At 69.7% G+C, this 13,740-nt stretch carries 10 protein-coding genes; 5 read left to right on the top strand and 5 right to left on the bottom strand.

The window, feature by feature from the left end:
- Positions 1-39 precede the first annotated feature (39 nt).
- On the top strand, positions 40-831 hold the full coding sequence (locus KW843_RS05835) for a Crp/Fnr family transcriptional regulator (RefSeq protein ID WP_218294115.1): 792 nt from the start codon (positions 40-42) through the stop codon (positions 829-831).
- A 30-nt stretch (positions 832-861) separates the two neighbouring features.
- Here the strand turns inward: KW843_RS05835 and KW843_RS05830 are convergent, their stop codons facing one another.
- The 3 genes from KW843_RS05830 to fumC form a co-directional block, all read right to left on the bottom strand.
- Positions 862-3,297 (bottom strand): TonB-dependent siderophore receptor, encoded by a 2,436-nt coding sequence (locus KW843_RS05830; RefSeq protein ID WP_218294114.1) that lies wholly within the window; start codon positions 3,295-3,297, stop codon positions 862-864.
- Between the two features lie 191 nt (positions 3,298-3,488).
- A complete protein-coding gene (locus KW843_RS05825) occupies positions 3,489-4,844 on the bottom strand; it encodes a sigma-70 family RNA polymerase sigma factor (RefSeq protein WP_218294113.1) in 1,356 nt (451 codons plus the stop codon).
- 25 nt (positions 4,845-4,869) lie between these two features.
- Positions 4,870-6,255 carry a class II fumarate hydratase gene (gene fumC / locus KW843_RS05820; RefSeq protein ID WP_218294112.1) on the bottom strand — a complete coding sequence of 462 codons (1,386 nt, stop codon included), beginning with the start codon at positions 6,253-6,255 and terminating at the stop codon, positions 4,870-4,872.
- A 436-nt stretch (positions 6,256-6,691) separates the two neighbouring features.
- On the opposite strand from fumC, the gene KW843_RS05815 reads away from it, so the two are divergent.
- The 4 genes from KW843_RS05815 (at position 6,692) to murI (ending at position 12,391) form a co-directional block, all read left to right on the top strand.
- Positions 6,692-8,854: a bifunctional diguanylate cyclase/phosphodiesterase gene (locus KW843_RS05815; protein WP_218294111.1), complete on the top strand. Its 2,163-nt coding sequence runs from the start codon at positions 6,692-6,694 to the stop codon at positions 8,852-8,854.
- 195 nt (positions 8,855-9,049) lie between these two features.
- Positions 9,050-9,490: a hypothetical protein gene (locus KW843_RS05810; RefSeq protein WP_218294110.1), complete on the top strand. Its 441-nt coding sequence runs from the start codon at positions 9,050-9,052 to the stop codon at positions 9,488-9,490.
- A 244-nt stretch (positions 9,491-9,734) separates the two neighbouring features.
- Positions 9,735-11,303 carry a fumarate hydratase gene (locus KW843_RS05805; protein WP_218294109.1) on the top strand — a complete coding sequence of 523 codons (1,569 nt, stop codon included), beginning with the start codon at positions 9,735-9,737 and terminating at the stop codon, positions 11,301-11,303.
- 146 nt (positions 11,304-11,449) lie between these two features.
- Positions 11,450-12,391, top strand: a complete 942-nt coding sequence (murI, locus tag KW843_RS05800) for a glutamate racemase (RefSeq protein WP_218294108.1) — start codon at positions 11,450-11,452, stop codon at positions 12,389-12,391.
- Positions 12,392-12,440: 49 nt separating this feature from the next.
- Here murI and KW843_RS05795 read toward each other — a convergent pair whose 3' ends face one another.
- Both KW843_RS05795 and KW843_RS05790 read right to left on the bottom strand, forming a co-directional pair.
- Complete coding sequence (locus tag KW843_RS05795; RefSeq protein WP_218294107.1) at positions 12,441-12,965, bottom strand: M48 family metallopeptidase; 525 nt, start codon at positions 12,963-12,965, stop codon at positions 12,441-12,443.
- A 131-nt stretch (positions 12,966-13,096) separates the two neighbouring features.
- A complete protein-coding gene (locus tag KW843_RS05790; protein WP_218294106.1) occupies positions 13,097-13,729 on the bottom strand; it encodes a DUF6806 family protein in 633 nt (210 codons plus the stop codon).
- Positions 13,730-13,740 lie beyond the last annotated feature (11 nt).

Here is a 13,740-nt window from a genome sequence, read left to right as displayed (position 1 = left end):
TGCGCACAGGCCGGCCCCGCCCAACTCCAGCCTGCCGCCATGCCCACCGCCACCATTGCCTTGCCAGAGTCCACCCATTCCCTGGCCGACCACCACCTGCAACGCCCGTTCCTCAGCCAGACGGAGCGTGAAGCCATCAACCGAGGCCGCTGGTTCGCCGCGCTCACGCCGTCGCTGCGGCATGACATCTTCCGGCTGGGCCGCATCACGCGCTATACGCATGGCCAGATGATCGTCGAGCAGGGGGATCTGGCGCAGGACTGGTTTGCCTGTGCCAGCGGTGCCATCCGGTTTCGGCGCACCACACCGTCGGGCAAGCAGGTGACGCTGGCTTACGTGGAGCCCGGCATCTGGGTGGGCGAGGCCGAGGTGCTGCACCGCGGCCCCAACACCTACGACGCGCATGCCCACGGCCCCACCACGGTGCTGAGCGTGGCCGAGGGCGTGTTCCGCCAGCTGCTGCGCGAACACCCCGAGTTCGGCGAGGCCCTGCTCACGCTGCAGGCGCGCCGCATGCGCTACCTGTACTGGATGATGGAAGACATGGCCACCCTGCCCCTGCGCGCGCGGCTGGCCAAGCAGCTGCTGCACGTGCTGCGCCGATTCGGCGAGCGCGCCGCCGTGCCCGGCCAGCGCGGCGCCATCGGGCTGTCGCTGGTGCAGGACGAGCTCGCGCAGCTCCTGGGCGGCTCGCGCCAGCGCATCAACGTGGAGCTCAAGTGGATGGAACGCGAAGGCATCATCGGCATCCACCAGCGCAGCATCGTGGTCTACCAGCAGGAGCAGCTCGAGGCGCTGGCGCAGCAGGAAGTGGCCGAGCCCCACGGCTAGGCCCCGCACATCCCCGCCCGCCGCAGCGCATCACCAGCGGTACGCGGCCGAAAGCGTGGCCGTGCGCGGGCTGCCGTCCCGGCAGTGGGCGCCGTTGCAGATCAGGAAAGCCTTGTCGAACAGGTTGCGCACGTTGAGCGCCACGCGCCACGGCCCGTCCTGCCAGGCGAGCATGGCATCGACGAGTCCATAACCCGGGATGCGGTAGGCGCTGGCCGTGCCATCGACCATGTCGCCGGTGTAGCGCAGGCCCGTGCCCAGCGTCCACGCCGGAAGGCCCCAGGCCGCCAGGCGGTAGTGCCCCCAGACCGAGGCCTGGTGGTAGGGCACCTCGGCCGCACGGCGGCCCACTTCGTCCGGCAGGTTGCTGCGCGTGATGCGGCGGTCGGTGTAGGCATAGGCGCCCACCACCTCCAGGTGGCGCGCCACCTGCCCGCGCACCTCCAGCTCGGCCCCGCGCGAGCGTGCCTGCCCCGTCTGCACGCTGAACTGCGGATGGGCGGGATCTGGCGTGAGCACGTTGTCCTGGCGCAGGTCGTACACGGCGGCCGACAGCATCATCCCCTCGCTGCCGCTCGGCTGCCACCGCACCCCCAGTTCAAACTGCTCGCCCTCGGTGGGCTTGAAGCGCCGGCCCTGCGCGTCCGTGCCGCCCTGCGGCTGGAACGACTGGCTGTAGCCCGCGAACGGCGCCCAGCCGCCCGGCGCCAGGTAGACCACGCCCACGCGGCCGGTGAAGGCATCGGTGCGCTCCACCGACCACGGCGCGGCCGTGAAGAACGGGCGCGAGCGGTCGTCGCTCCAGTCGTGCCGCAGGCCGGCCAGCACCACCCAGCGCTCGCCCAGCTTGATCTGGTCCTGCGCATACAGGCCCGCCTGCCAGCGCTGCGACGTGTCCGAGAACGCCATCGGCGCGGGCGCGCCGGGCACGGCGCCGTACTGCGGCTGGTACAAATCCAGCGGGGCGAGCGTGCGCGCGTACCACTCCGATTCCGAGCGGTAGCGGGTGTAGTCCACGCCGGCGATCAGCGTGTGCTCCACCTCGCCACTGCGCCAGCGCTGCTGCAAGCTCGTGTCCGACGAGAAGCCGCGCACGCGCTCGAACTCGTCGATGGCGCGGCGCTGCACGCGCGTGGGCGCGGCCGGGTCCACGGTGGCGTTGGTGAAGAAGATGTCCGCCTCGGAGTCGAAGAACCGCAGCCCCTGGCGCAGGGTGGCATGCTCGTTCACCTGGTGCTCGAACAAGGCGGTGAGCGTGGTCTGCCGCACATCCTGCCGGTCGTAGGCAGGCTCGCCCACGAAGCGAAAGCGCGCGATGCGCTGGCCGCCGGGGCCGGGCAACAGGGTGCCCACCCGCGGCAGCGGGTACGAATAGCCCAGGCGGCGCTTCTGGTGCTGCATCAGCAGGGTGAGCGATGTGGCGGCCGACGGCTGCCAGCGCAGCGCGGGCGCGATGTACACCGCGTCGTCCTGCAGCGGACGCACGGGTGTCTCGCTGTCGCGCGCCAGCGCGGTGAGGCGCCAGGTCCAGTCGCTGCCCGGTGCCACCTCGCCACCCAGGTCCACGCCGATCTGCCGGTGCGCATACGTGCCCGCCTCCACCACCACCTCGCGCACGGCATCGGCCGTGGGGCGCTTGCTCACCGTGGCCAGCACGCCGCCGGGCGCCGACATGCCGTACAGCACCGACGCCGCGCCCTTGACCAGTTCCACGCGCTCCAGCCCGTACGGCTCCTGCTTGCCCGAGGCCCAGGAGTTGTCGGACACCTTGAGCCCGTCGGCAAACAGGCTGCCATTGCGCGCATCGGCCCAGAAGCCCCGGCTGTAGATCGCGTCGTACGAACCGCTGTAACCGGACACGGGACGCACGCCCGCAGAGTATTCGAACGCCTGCTCCAGGTCGCGCACGCGCTGCACCTGCATCTGCTCGGCCGTGACCACGGTGATGGTCTGCGGCGTTTCCATGAGCGGCGTGTCCGTCTTGGTGGCGCTGGCGCTGCGCCGGGCCACCAGTCCGCGCACGGGGCCGGTGGCGGTTTCGACCTCGGCCTCGGCGGCCACGCGCACCTCGGGCAGCGCGGCGGCGCCGTCGGCCGGAGCGCGTTCCACCACCAGGGTGGCGCCGTCGCGGCGCATGCGCAGGCCACTGCCGCGCAGCAGCTCGGCCAGCGCCGCCTCGGGGCTGCGCGCGCCCTGCACGGGCTGGGCATGCCGGCCCTGCACCAGCTCGGGCGGGTAGATCAGCTGCACGCCCGACTGCCGGGCGAATTGCGCCAGCGCGTCAGGCAGGGGCTGGGCGGCAATGTCGAAGGCCGCCGGGGCCGGTGCGCCCTGGGCGGTGGCCATGTCCATCTGCAGCGACGCCATGGCCAGCATGGCGGCGGCGAGTGCGTGGCGGGCAGGACGGGAGGTGCGTGCGGGGCCGGAAGGCCGGGGGGCCGGGGTGCGGGGCCGTTGTCGGTTCATGGTGAAGTCCTTTCCCCGCTACAACGAATGGGCCCTCCCACTTCCTGAATGGCGGCGCGCCTGCCAGCGCCCTGATCGGCCAAACAGCTATTAAAACAATAGCTTTCAGCGCTTATGGAGCAAGCGCTGTCGGCCACTTTCACCAACATTCCCCAAAATCGCGCGTCCTGCCCCATCCTCCGGCCTGGCCGTCAGCGCGCGGCCACCCGCCATTGCCCCGCCACGAGCCGCACCTGCACCGGCACGACGGAAGGCAGTGCCCGCACGAAGTCCTCGGCCTGTGCAATGCGCACCTGCCCCGACAGGCGCAGCGCGGCGGCACCGGCCTCCACCTGAACCGGGCGCGGCAGGTAGCGGCGCAGGCGGTCCACGGCCTCGGCCAGCGGCGCATCGGCAAAAGCCACCACGCCGTGGCGCCAAGCGGCGGCCTCGTGCGCCGGGGCGACGGCCTGGGCGAGCGGTTCGCCCGGCCGCACCCGCAGCGCCTGTCCGCCCGCGAGTTCCCGCACCGCCAGGGGCTGGCCATCCGGCCCCAGCGACTCCACCCGCACGCGGCCCGACTCCACCTGCACATCGACCCCGCTGGCGCCGTGCTCCACACCGAAGCGCGTGCCCAGCACGGTCACGCGCACGGCGCCCCCCTCGGCGCCACCGGGCACCTCCACCACGAAGGGGCGGTCCGCGTCGCGCACCACGTCGAAGAACGCCGCCCCGGCCAGCAGGCTCACGCGGCGCTGCCCGGCGTAGTACGCCATGTGCACGCGGCTTTGCGCGTCGAGCGTGATGCGGCTGCCGTCGGGCAGCGGGTGGCGCAGCGTCTGCCCCTGGCCGGTGCGTGCCACCTGCTGCCACTGCGCGACTGCGGTGCGCCACCATTGCCAGGCCCCCACGCCGCCCACGCCCATTGCGGCAAAACTCAGCAATGCCGCCAGCGAGCGGCGGCGGCCGGTGCGGCGGGTTTCGTGGTGCGACGCCGGTGCCACAGGAGAGCTGCGGCCCGCCGCGTGCCACTGCTCCATGGCAGCCTGCACGCGGTCCATGGCGAGCATCATGTCGCGCTCGACCATGTTGCGCGAGATGCCGTATTCGGCCGCGAGCGCGCCCTGGCCTTCGCCGTTGATGCGGTGGCGCAGGAAGACCTGGCGCGCGCGCTCGGGCACGGCGGCGAGCGCGGCTTCGACCGCGTCCACCGCCTGCCGGTACATCAGGGCCTCGGCGGCATCGGGGCCGTGGCGCGCCGCCGTGCCGGCGCCCGAGTCCGCATGGGCCTGGGCCAGCGCATGGCGGGCCACCACGCCCGCGTGGCGCTGCCGGTCGATGACGAGATTGCGCGCCATGGCGAATACATAGGCCCGCGCCTCGGCCTCGCACAGCGCGGGCCGCTCGCCGCGCAGGTCCATGTCGGCCAGGCGCAGCCAGGTGTCGTGCGCCACGTCGCGCGCGTCATCGGCATTGCCGGTGCGGTGCGAGAGGTAGCGCAGTAGGTCGCGGTAGCTGTCGCGAAAGCTCGCGAGCAGCGGAGATGACGGCAGTGCCCCCGTGCCCATGGCGTGCAGGCCGACCCGGGCGGAATCAGCGGCCCACCATGTGGCCCGGCACCACCCACTGGTCGAACTGCTCGCCCGTGACGTGGCCCGAGGCGACAGCAGCTTCGCGCAGGCTGGTGCCTTCCTTGTGCGCCTTCTTGGCGATGTAGGCGGCCTTGTCGTAGCCGATGTGGGTGTTGAGCGCGGTCACCAGCATGAGCGAGCGGTCCACCAACTCGGTGATGCGCTCGCGGTTGGGCTCGATGCCCACGGCGCACTGGTCGTTGAAGCTCACCATGCCGTCGGCCAGCAGGCGCACGCTCTGCAGGAAGTTGTGCGCCACCATGGGACGGAAGACATTGAGCTCGAAGTTGCCCGAGGCACCTCCGAAGTTGATGGCCACATCGTTGCCGAACACCTGGGCGGCCAGCATGGTCACGGCCTCGCTCTGCGTGGGATTGACCTTGCCGGGCATGATGGACGAACCGGGCTCGTTCTCGGGGATGCTCAGCTCGCCGATGCCGCTGCGCGGGCCGCTGGCGAGCCAGCGCACGTCGTTGGCGATCTTCATCATGCTGGCGGCCAGGGTCTTGAGGGCTCCGTGGGCGTGCACCAGGCCATCCACCGAGGCCAGCGCCTCGAACTTGTTCGGCGCGGTGACAAAGGGCAGGCCCGTGAGGCGCGCCAGCTCGGCGGCGGCCTGCTCGGCATAGCCCTTGGGCGCGTTCAGGCCCGTGCCCACCGCCGTGCCGCCCAGGGCCAGCTCGTAAAGGTGGGGCAGCGCGGCGCGCACGTGGCGCTCGCCATGGTCGAGCTGGGCCACATAGCCCGAGAACTCCTGGCCCAGCGTGAGCGGGGTGGCGTCCTGCAAATGGGTGCGGCCGATCTTGACGATGCCGTCGAAATCCTGCGCCTTCTTCGCCAGCGTGGCGCGCAGCCTGGCGATGGCGGGCAGGAGCCTGTGCGTGAATGCTTCCACGGCGGCCACGTGCATGGCGGTGGGGAACACGTCGTTGCTCGACTGGCTGCGGTTCACATCGTCATTGGGGTGCACCAGGCGGCCTTCGCCGCGCTCGCCGCCCAGGATCTCGCTGGCGCGGTTGGCCAGCACCTCGTTCACGTTCATGTTGGTCTGCGTGCCCGAGCCCGTCTGCCACACCACCAGCGGGAACTCGCCCGGGTGCTTGCCGGCGATCACTTCGTCGGCGGCGGCCACGATGGCCTCGGTCTTCTTCGCGTCCTGCAGGCCCAGGGCCTGGTTGACCACGGCCGAGGCGCGCTTGACCTGCGCCAGGGCCTTGATGATCTCGCGCGGCTGCTGCTCGCCCGAGATGTCGAAGTTCTGCAGCGAGCGCTGCGTCTGCGCGCCCCAGAGCCTGTCGGCCGGCACCTCGATGGGGCCAAAGGTGTCGCGTTCGGTACGGGAGGTCATGGGCAGTGGTTCTCCAAGTGAAACAACAGGCGGGCGGACGCCGGACGCCCGGCGTGGCGGGAAGGCCACGGCGGCGGGCCAGCGTCTGGCCGGAAAAGGGTGCGGCCGGGGAATGTCGGCGCGACCGGCAGCATAATGCAAAAACAAACCATTCTCATTTACAGACTTGTATGGCCCGTGCGGGGGCGTGGAGCAGTCAGTGTGCGGCAAGCCCTGCCCCGGAAGGAAACAGCCCGCACCGCCACCACTGCAGGTGGGGACATCCACCCGGCCAAGCCAGGGCAAACCCCCACTCCGGCGCGGCTTCGCGCCCCTGGCTACACTCCGTCGCGCGCGGCCCCTGCCCTGCAGGCTTTCGCCGCATGTCTGCCCAGGCCCTTGACGGCGCCGCGCGCCCGATGCACCCTGCCCTTCCAACCCCAGCACCTTTCGCACCATGAACACGTTCATGCCCTCCAGCTACAACCTGTTCGTGGTGGCCGCCTCCTTTGCCATTGCCATGCTCGCGTCGTACGTGACGCTCGACCTGGCGCGGCGGGTGCGCACCGCGCAGCGCCGCGTCGGCCTGGCGTGGTGGGCCGCGGGGTCCATCGTCATGGGCACGGGCATCTGGTCCATGCATTTCCTGGGCATGCAGGCCTTCCGGCTGCCCATCGAGATCGGCTTTGCCGGCGGGCTCACGCTGCTGTCGTGGCTGGCCGCCGTGGCCGCCTCCGCCATGGCCCTGCAGCTCGCAAGCCGCACACACTTTGGCCGGATGCAGCTGGCGCTGGGCGCGCTGGTGATGGGGGCCGGCATCAGCGGCATGCACTACATCGGCATGGCGGCCATGGAAATGGCGCCAGGCATCGTGTGGAACCTGCCGCTGGTGGCGCTGTCGGTGCTGATCGCGGTGCTGGCCTCGGCCACGGCCCTGCTGATCTTCAAGCTGCTGCGCCGGGTGCGGCCCAGCCAGCGCCTGCCCTACCAGCTGGCGGCATCGTTCGTGATGGCCGTGGCCATCTGCGGCATGCACTACACCGGCATGGCGGCGGCCAGCTTTGCCATGGGCTCCGTGTGCCTGAGCGCGGGAGAGCTCGGCGGCCCGGGCCTGACGGCCATGGTGCTCATGGCCACCGGCATGCTGCTGGTGAGCACCTTGTTCACCTCCATCCTGGACGCGCGGCTGCAAGCCACGGCCGAGCGTCTGACGCGGTCGCTGCAGGACAGCAACACCCGCCTGCAGGCGGCCAATGACGAACTGCAAAAACGCGCATTCGCCGATGCCCTCACCGGCCTGCCCAACCGGCTGCTGTTCGAAGACCGCCTCATCCACGCGCTGCTGCGCCTGGACCGCACCAACCACCACCGCGTGGAGGACCGCCTGGCCGTGCTGTTCGTGGACCTGGACGGCTTCAAGCCCATCAACGATTCGTTTGGCCATGCCGCGGGCGACGTGATCCTGCGCAGCGCGGCCGACCGGCTGCGCCGCGAAGCCCGCGAGGGCGATACCGTGGCGCGCGTGGGGGGCGACGAATTCCTGATCCTGCTGGAGGACGTGAGCGACGTGGCCGACTGCGTGACGGTGGCCAACCGGGTGCTGTCCTCCCTGTCGCAGCCGTTCGAGGTGTCGGGCAAGCAGGTGCAGATCGCCTGCTCCATCGGCGTCGTGGTGCACCCCGACCACGGTGACCGCAACAAGCTCGTGGCCAACGCCGATGCCGCCATGTACGCCGCCAAGCGCGCGGGTGGCGGCTGCTATGCGCTGTTCGAACCCCACATGGGCTCCGATGCATCCGAGCAGCTGGAGCTGCAGAACGACCTGCGCCAGGCGCTGGACCGGGGCGAACTGGCCCTGCACTACCAGCCCAAGATCGACGGCACGCGCGGCCAGATCAGCGGCGTGGAGGCCCTGCTGCGCTGGAACCATCCGAAGCATGGCATGGTGAGCCCGGTGGTGTTCATCGCGCTGGCCGAGCGCTTCGGCCTGATCGGGCGGCTGGGCAACTGGGTCATCAACGAGGCCTGCCGCCAGGTCGCCGAGTGGGCGCGCAGCGGCATGCGCATGCGCGTGGCGATCAACCTGTCGGTGCACCAGCTGCGCGAAAGCGGGCTGGCCGAGCGCATCGGGCAGGCCCTGCTGCGCCACGGGGTGGATGCCTCGCAGCTGCTGTGCGAGATCACCGAATCCGTGGCCATGGAAGACATCAAGGCCACCCAGCGCACTTTCGACGGGCTGGCGCGCATCGGCGTGTTCCTGTCTATCGACGACTTCGGCACCGGCTACTCCAGCCTGAACTACCTGCGCCAGCTGCCCGCGCAGCAACTCAAGATCGACCGCAGCTTCGTGAACGACCTGGAAAGCAGCGAGGACGCCCGCGCCGTCGTGGCCGCCGTGGTCAGCCTGGCGCATGCCCTGGGCCTGCGCGTGGTGGCCGAGGGAGTGGAGACCAGCGGCCAGCGCGACATCCTGCTGGGCATGGGCTGTGACGAGCTGCAGGGCTTCTTCTACGCCCGCCCCATGCCGGCAGACACACTGCTGGCCTGGTCGCAGGGCGAAAAGCCCGTGGGCAGCGCGGACTTCACCCCGTCCGTCATCGGGACGCTGCCGGACTTCTGAGCGCGGCAACCAGCGCCCGGGCACCTTTTCAAGGCCTTGGGAAGGTACCGGCGAAGATGGACGACACCCATGTCAGCGCTGCCTGACGCGGGGCAGCGCCGTGCACGCCGACGATGGCATTGCGGCGGTGTTTCCGCCTCCGCGCCGCGGATCCGCATGGAGCCCGCGCCCCCTCCTCAACCATCGGAGCAGACCATGGCCACCAGCAGCCTTCTCGGCATCGACGCCGACAACCTTCCCCCCGCCCACAGTGCCACCGGCATCGACAGCCTGGGGCCCAGTGACGCCTCCGACTCCGGCAGCGACAGCGCAGGGGCCTACAGCACGGAATCGGACAGCGACACCGACCGCTTTGGCACGGGCGAGCGCGGCAGCGTGGAGCCCGACCCGCAGCCCACCGCCCGCGACATCCTCCCCGACCATGTGGAAACCATGCAAGCTGGCGGTCCCGGTGACGGCGGCGGCCCGGATGAAGGGATGCAGGACGACGAACGCGACGCCGTGGATACCGAGCGCGAGACGCCAGGGCGCGGCAACCGGCAGGCCGGCGCGCCCCCCTTGAGCGCGGACGACCTGCCGGGCACCAGCGACACCGACGAAGAACCGGAGGACGGGGAGGGAACAGGAGCGCCGTGAACACGGCGGACCGAACACCACCCCATGGGGGTATCTGGCGCCCCCGTGCAGGCGCCAATGGCCGACCGGCGGCGCCCGCCTTTGCCCGGGCGCAAGGTGGCGCCAGCGGGGGTCTGTCAAAATACGGTCCGCCTGCCATCGGCAGCGCGGTTTGCGGCCCAGCGCTGGTCGACAGGCGGCGTGTGCGGCGGGCAGGACAGGAACGCGTTTGCGTTCTCCACAAAAGACTCCCCCACGAACCGCCATGACCACCTCCATCCGCCAGGACGATCTCATCGAATCCGTAGCCGCCGCGCTGCAGTACATCAGCTACTACCACCCCACCGATTACATCGCCCACTTGGCCCGCGCCTACGAGCGCGAGCAAAGCCCGGCGGCCAAGGACGCGATCGCGCAGATCCTGACCAACAGCAAGATGAGCGCCACCGGCCAGCGCCCCATCTGCCAGGACACCGGCATCGTCAACGTGTTCCTGAAGGTGGGCATGGACGTGCGCTGGGACGGCTTCACGGGCAGCCTGGACGACGCCATCAACGAAGGCGTGCGCCGCGGCTACAACCACCCCGACAACACCCTGCGCGCCAGCGTGGTGGCCGACCCGCAGTTCGACCGCAAGAACACCAAGGACAACACGCCCGCCGTGATCTTCACCGAGATCGTGCCCGGCAACACCGTGGACATCACCGTGGCGGCCAAGGGCGGCGGCTCGGAGAACAAGTCCAAGATGTACATGCTCAACCCCAGCGACAGCGTGGTGGACTGGGTGCTCAAGACCGTGCCCACCATGGGCGCCGGCTGGTGCCCGCCCGGCATGCTGGGCATCGGCATCGGCGGCACGGCGGAAAAGGCCGTGCTCATGGCCAAGGAGAGCCTGATGGACGACCTCGATATGTACGAGCTGCAAGCCAAGGCCGAAGCCGCCAAGACCGGCGGCCCCGCGCTCGACAAGGTCGAAGCGCTGCGCCTGGAGCTGTTCGAGAAGGTCAATGCCCTGGGCATCGGCGCTCAGGGCCTGGGCGGCCTGACCACTGTGCTGGATGTCAAGATCAAGATGTACCCCACGCACGCGGCCAGCAAGCCGATCGCGATGATCCCCAACTGCGCCGCCACGCGCCACGCGCACTTCGTGCTGGACGGCTCGGGGCCCGTCTACCTCACGCCGCCCAGCCTGGACCTGTGGCCCAACGTGAACTGGGCACCCGACTACAACAAGAGCAAGAAGGTTAACCTGGACACGCTGACCAAGGAAGAAGTGGCCAGCTGGAAGCCCGGCGACACGCTGCTGCTCAACGGCAAGATGCTCACCGGCCGCGACGCCGCGCACAAGCGCATCCAGGACATGCTTGCCAAGGGCGAGAAGCTGCCCGTGGACTTCACGAACCGCGTCATCTACTACGTGGGCCCCGTGGACCCGGTCAAGGACGAGGCCGTGGGCCCCGCCGGCCCCACCACCGCCACGCGCATGGACAAGTTCACCGACATGATGCTGGAGAAAACCGGCCTGATCGCCATGATCGGCAAGGCCGAACGCGGCCCGGTGGCCATCGAGTCCATCAAGAACCACAAGAGCGCCTATCTCATGGCCGTGGGTGGCGCCGCCTACCTGGTGAGCAAGGCCATCAAGACCGCCAAGGTCGTGGGCTTCGAGGACCTGGGCATGGAAGCCATCTACGAGTTCGACGTGGTGGACATGCCCGTGACCGTGGCCGTGGATTCCGGCGGCACCAGCGCGCACATCACCGGCCCGGCCGAGTGGCAAAAGCGCATCGCCACCGGGGAGTTCAAGGGCATCGGGGTCGCCGCCACCGCCTGACAGGCGGCCCGCGCAGCCTGGTGGGTGGCCTCCTCGGGCCCTCGCCAGGCACGCGCTCCCCGGAGTGCCTCCCGCCGCGCGGCATTTTGCGCGCGACTGCGGCACACTGTCGACTTCATCTCCCCCAGCATCGCAGTGATTTTTTCATGATCCAGCCAACGCCGCCGCAGCCACAGCAACCCATCGGCGTGTTCGACAGCGGGGTCGGCGGCCTGAGCGTGCTGCGCGCCCTGCGGGCCGAGCTGCCCCACGAGCGTTTCGTGTACCTGGCAGACAGCGCCAACGCCCCCTACGGCGAGCGCGGCGATGCCTACGTGAGCGCGCGCACCCACGCCATCACGCAGTACCTGCGCGGGCAGCACCACATCAAGGCCCTGGTGGTGGCATGCAACACCGCCACGGCGGCGGCCATCCACGAGGTGCGCAGCAACCACCCCGACCTGCCCCTGGTGGGCCTGGAGCCCGCCATCAAGCCAGCGCTGGCAGCCACCAGAACAGGCCGCGTGGGCGTGATCGGAACGCGGGGCACACTCACCAGCAGCAAGTTCGGCAAGCTGCTGGGTTCGCTGGCGGATCAAGCGGAGTTCGTGGTGCAGCCGTGCGACGGCCTGGCCCATGCCATCGAGCGCGGCGTGGCCCAGCCCATGCCAGCACCTGGCGGCGCCGTCGGTGCCACCGAAACCGGCGCCCTGTGTGAGCGCTACATCCGCGCCATGGGCATGTTCGGCGCTTCAGCCGGGCAGATCGACACGCTGGTGCTGGGCTGCACGCACTACATCTTTGTGGCGCATGAATTGCGGGCGCTGGTGGGGCCTGACGTCCAGTTCATCGAAACCGGCGCGCCTGTGGCACGGCAGACGCAGCGGCTCCTGGAAACAGCGGGATTGCTCAACACACCCTCCAGCGCCACCGCGGCGCAATCGCCGGACATCCGCCTGCTCACGACCGGCCCGGTGGCCATGCTCGAGGCGGCGGCGCAGCGCTGGCTGGGCCTGCCCGCGGATTGCTGCGAAACCGTTGCGGTGCCTTGTCCAGGCGCCTCGGAGGCCCTCAGCGCGCGCAGCGCAGGCCTGCCCATCATCTCCTGAGCCGCACCGCCCGCGGCCGTAGCCATCGCGCTGGCGTCCAGGAGCCGCTTCACGCAGGCTCCGCGCTCCAGAGCCGCTCTCCGGCATGCTCCACGTGCGTGAGGTACAGACGCAGGTCGAATTCGTACTGGTGGTACTGCGGCTCCATGTGGGTGCACAGCTGATAGAACGCCTTGTCGTGGTTCTTCTCGCGCAGATGCGCCAGCTCGTGGACCACGATCATGCGCAGAAACTCGTCCGGCGCTTGCTTGAACATTGCGGCAATGCGGATTTCATGCTTCGCTGCGAGCCGGTTGCCCTGCACGCGCGACACGGCCGTGTGCAAGCCCAGCGCATGGCGCACCACATGGATCTTGTTGTCGAAAAGCACCTTGTTGACCGTGCCTGCGTTGCGCAGGTGGCGCGCCTTGAGCTCCAGCGCATAGTCGTACAGCGCCTTGTCGCTGCGCACCGCATGCGCGCGGGGGTACTTGCGCAACAGCATCGCCCCCAGGCGCCCTTGCGCGAGCAGGTCGCGGGCCTGGTCCTGCAGGGACTCAGGGTAGGAGCGCAGGTAAGGAAGATCGGATGTCATGGTTCATGAACAGCGAAGAGGCAGCGGCGGCTACTACGGTGCCGGTTCAGCGCCAGCGCTTGCACCGCGCGCTGATGCCCGAGCCCGCTGCGGCCCCACGAACAGCGGAGCGATGCAAAGCCGGCGGCCGCTCAGTGGAGGTGGCGCGGACGGCGCCCCCCCCCGCCACCGTGTCCGCTGCCCGAGCCCCCCGGGCCCCTGGGGGGCTTGCCGATTTCCAGCGAGCTCACCAGGGCATCGAAGCGCTGGCTGAATAGCTTGTCGATCTCAGCCACCACGCCGCCGAGTTCCGCGCCGTCGAAATGGCGCTCCATCATGTTCACCACGTCCTGGACCAGGAGATCGCGCTGCACCTGCATGATGGCCGCAGGCGTCGGGCCCACGAAAAGCATGACGAAATCATCGCGCGACTCTGCGTCCTGCTCTTCCTCTTCCTCGTCGAAGTCCGCATCGTAGAACGTGACTTCAATGGCGGCACCCTGCTCGGCCAGCTCGTTCAGGCTCATGCACATCTCGTCGAGCGATTGGCGAAAATCCTCATCCCCCCGCACGGTCCAGCACATCTGCAGTAGGTGCTCCTGCGTGTCGAACTTGATGCCCGGCTCTTCCTCGTAGGCGCTCGCAGCACCGTCGGCCAGGGAGCGGGCTCCTGCGTACTTCCACAAGGGTTTGAGCGCCTCCTGGAGCTGGTCGAAGCTGGCATCGGCGCGCAGCTGGACTTGTCCGTGGACGTGGATTTCAAAGGGAGCGTTGTAACTTGACATGATTGAATCGT

This window comes from Acidovorax sp. sif1233 (assembly GCF_019218755.1).
Classification (GTDB): Bacteria; Pseudomonadota; Gammaproteobacteria; order Burkholderiales; family Burkholderiaceae_C; genus Acidovorax.
Note: the sequence above shows the minus strand (reverse complement) of the source record. Positions and strands in the feature narration are given on the sequence as shown.

What these genes read in the sequence shown, in the direction of transcription:
- KW843_RS05835 (WP_218294115.1), top strand. Translation starts at nt 40, where the DNA reads ATGCCCACCGCCACCATTGCCTTGCCAGAGTCCACCCATTCCCTGGCC.
- KW843_RS05830 (WP_218294114.1), bottom strand. Translation starts at nt 3,297, where the DNA reads ATGAACCGACAACGGCCCCGCACCCCGGCCCCCCGGCCTTCCGGCCCC.
- KW843_RS05825 (WP_218294113.1), bottom strand. Translation starts at nt 4,844, where the DNA reads ATGGGCACGGGGGCACTGCCGTCATCTCCGCTGCTCGCGAGCTTTCGC.
- fumC (WP_218294112.1), bottom strand. Translation starts at nt 6,255, where the DNA reads ATGACCTCCCGTACCGAACGCGACACCTTTGGCCCCATCGAGGTGCCG.
- KW843_RS05815 (WP_218294111.1), top strand. Translation starts at nt 6,692, where the DNA reads ATGAACACGTTCATGCCCTCCAGCTACAACCTGTTCGTGGTGGCCGCC.
- KW843_RS05810 (WP_218294110.1), top strand. Translation starts at nt 9,050, where the DNA reads ATGGCCACCAGCAGCCTTCTCGGCATCGACGCCGACAACCTTCCCCCC.
- KW843_RS05805 (WP_218294109.1), top strand. Translation starts at nt 9,735, where the DNA reads ATGACCACCTCCATCCGCCAGGACGATCTCATCGAATCCGTAGCCGCC.
- murI (WP_218294108.1), top strand. Translation starts at nt 11,450, where the DNA reads ATGATCCAGCCAACGCCGCCGCAGCCACAGCAACCCATCGGCGTGTTC.
- KW843_RS05795 (WP_218294107.1), bottom strand. Translation starts at nt 12,965, where the DNA reads ATGACATCCGATCTTCCTTACCTGCGCTCCTACCCTGAGTCCCTGCAG.
- KW843_RS05790 (WP_218294106.1), bottom strand. Translation starts at nt 13,729, where the DNA reads ATGTCAAGTTACAACGCTCCCTTTGAAATCCACGTCCACGGACAAGTC.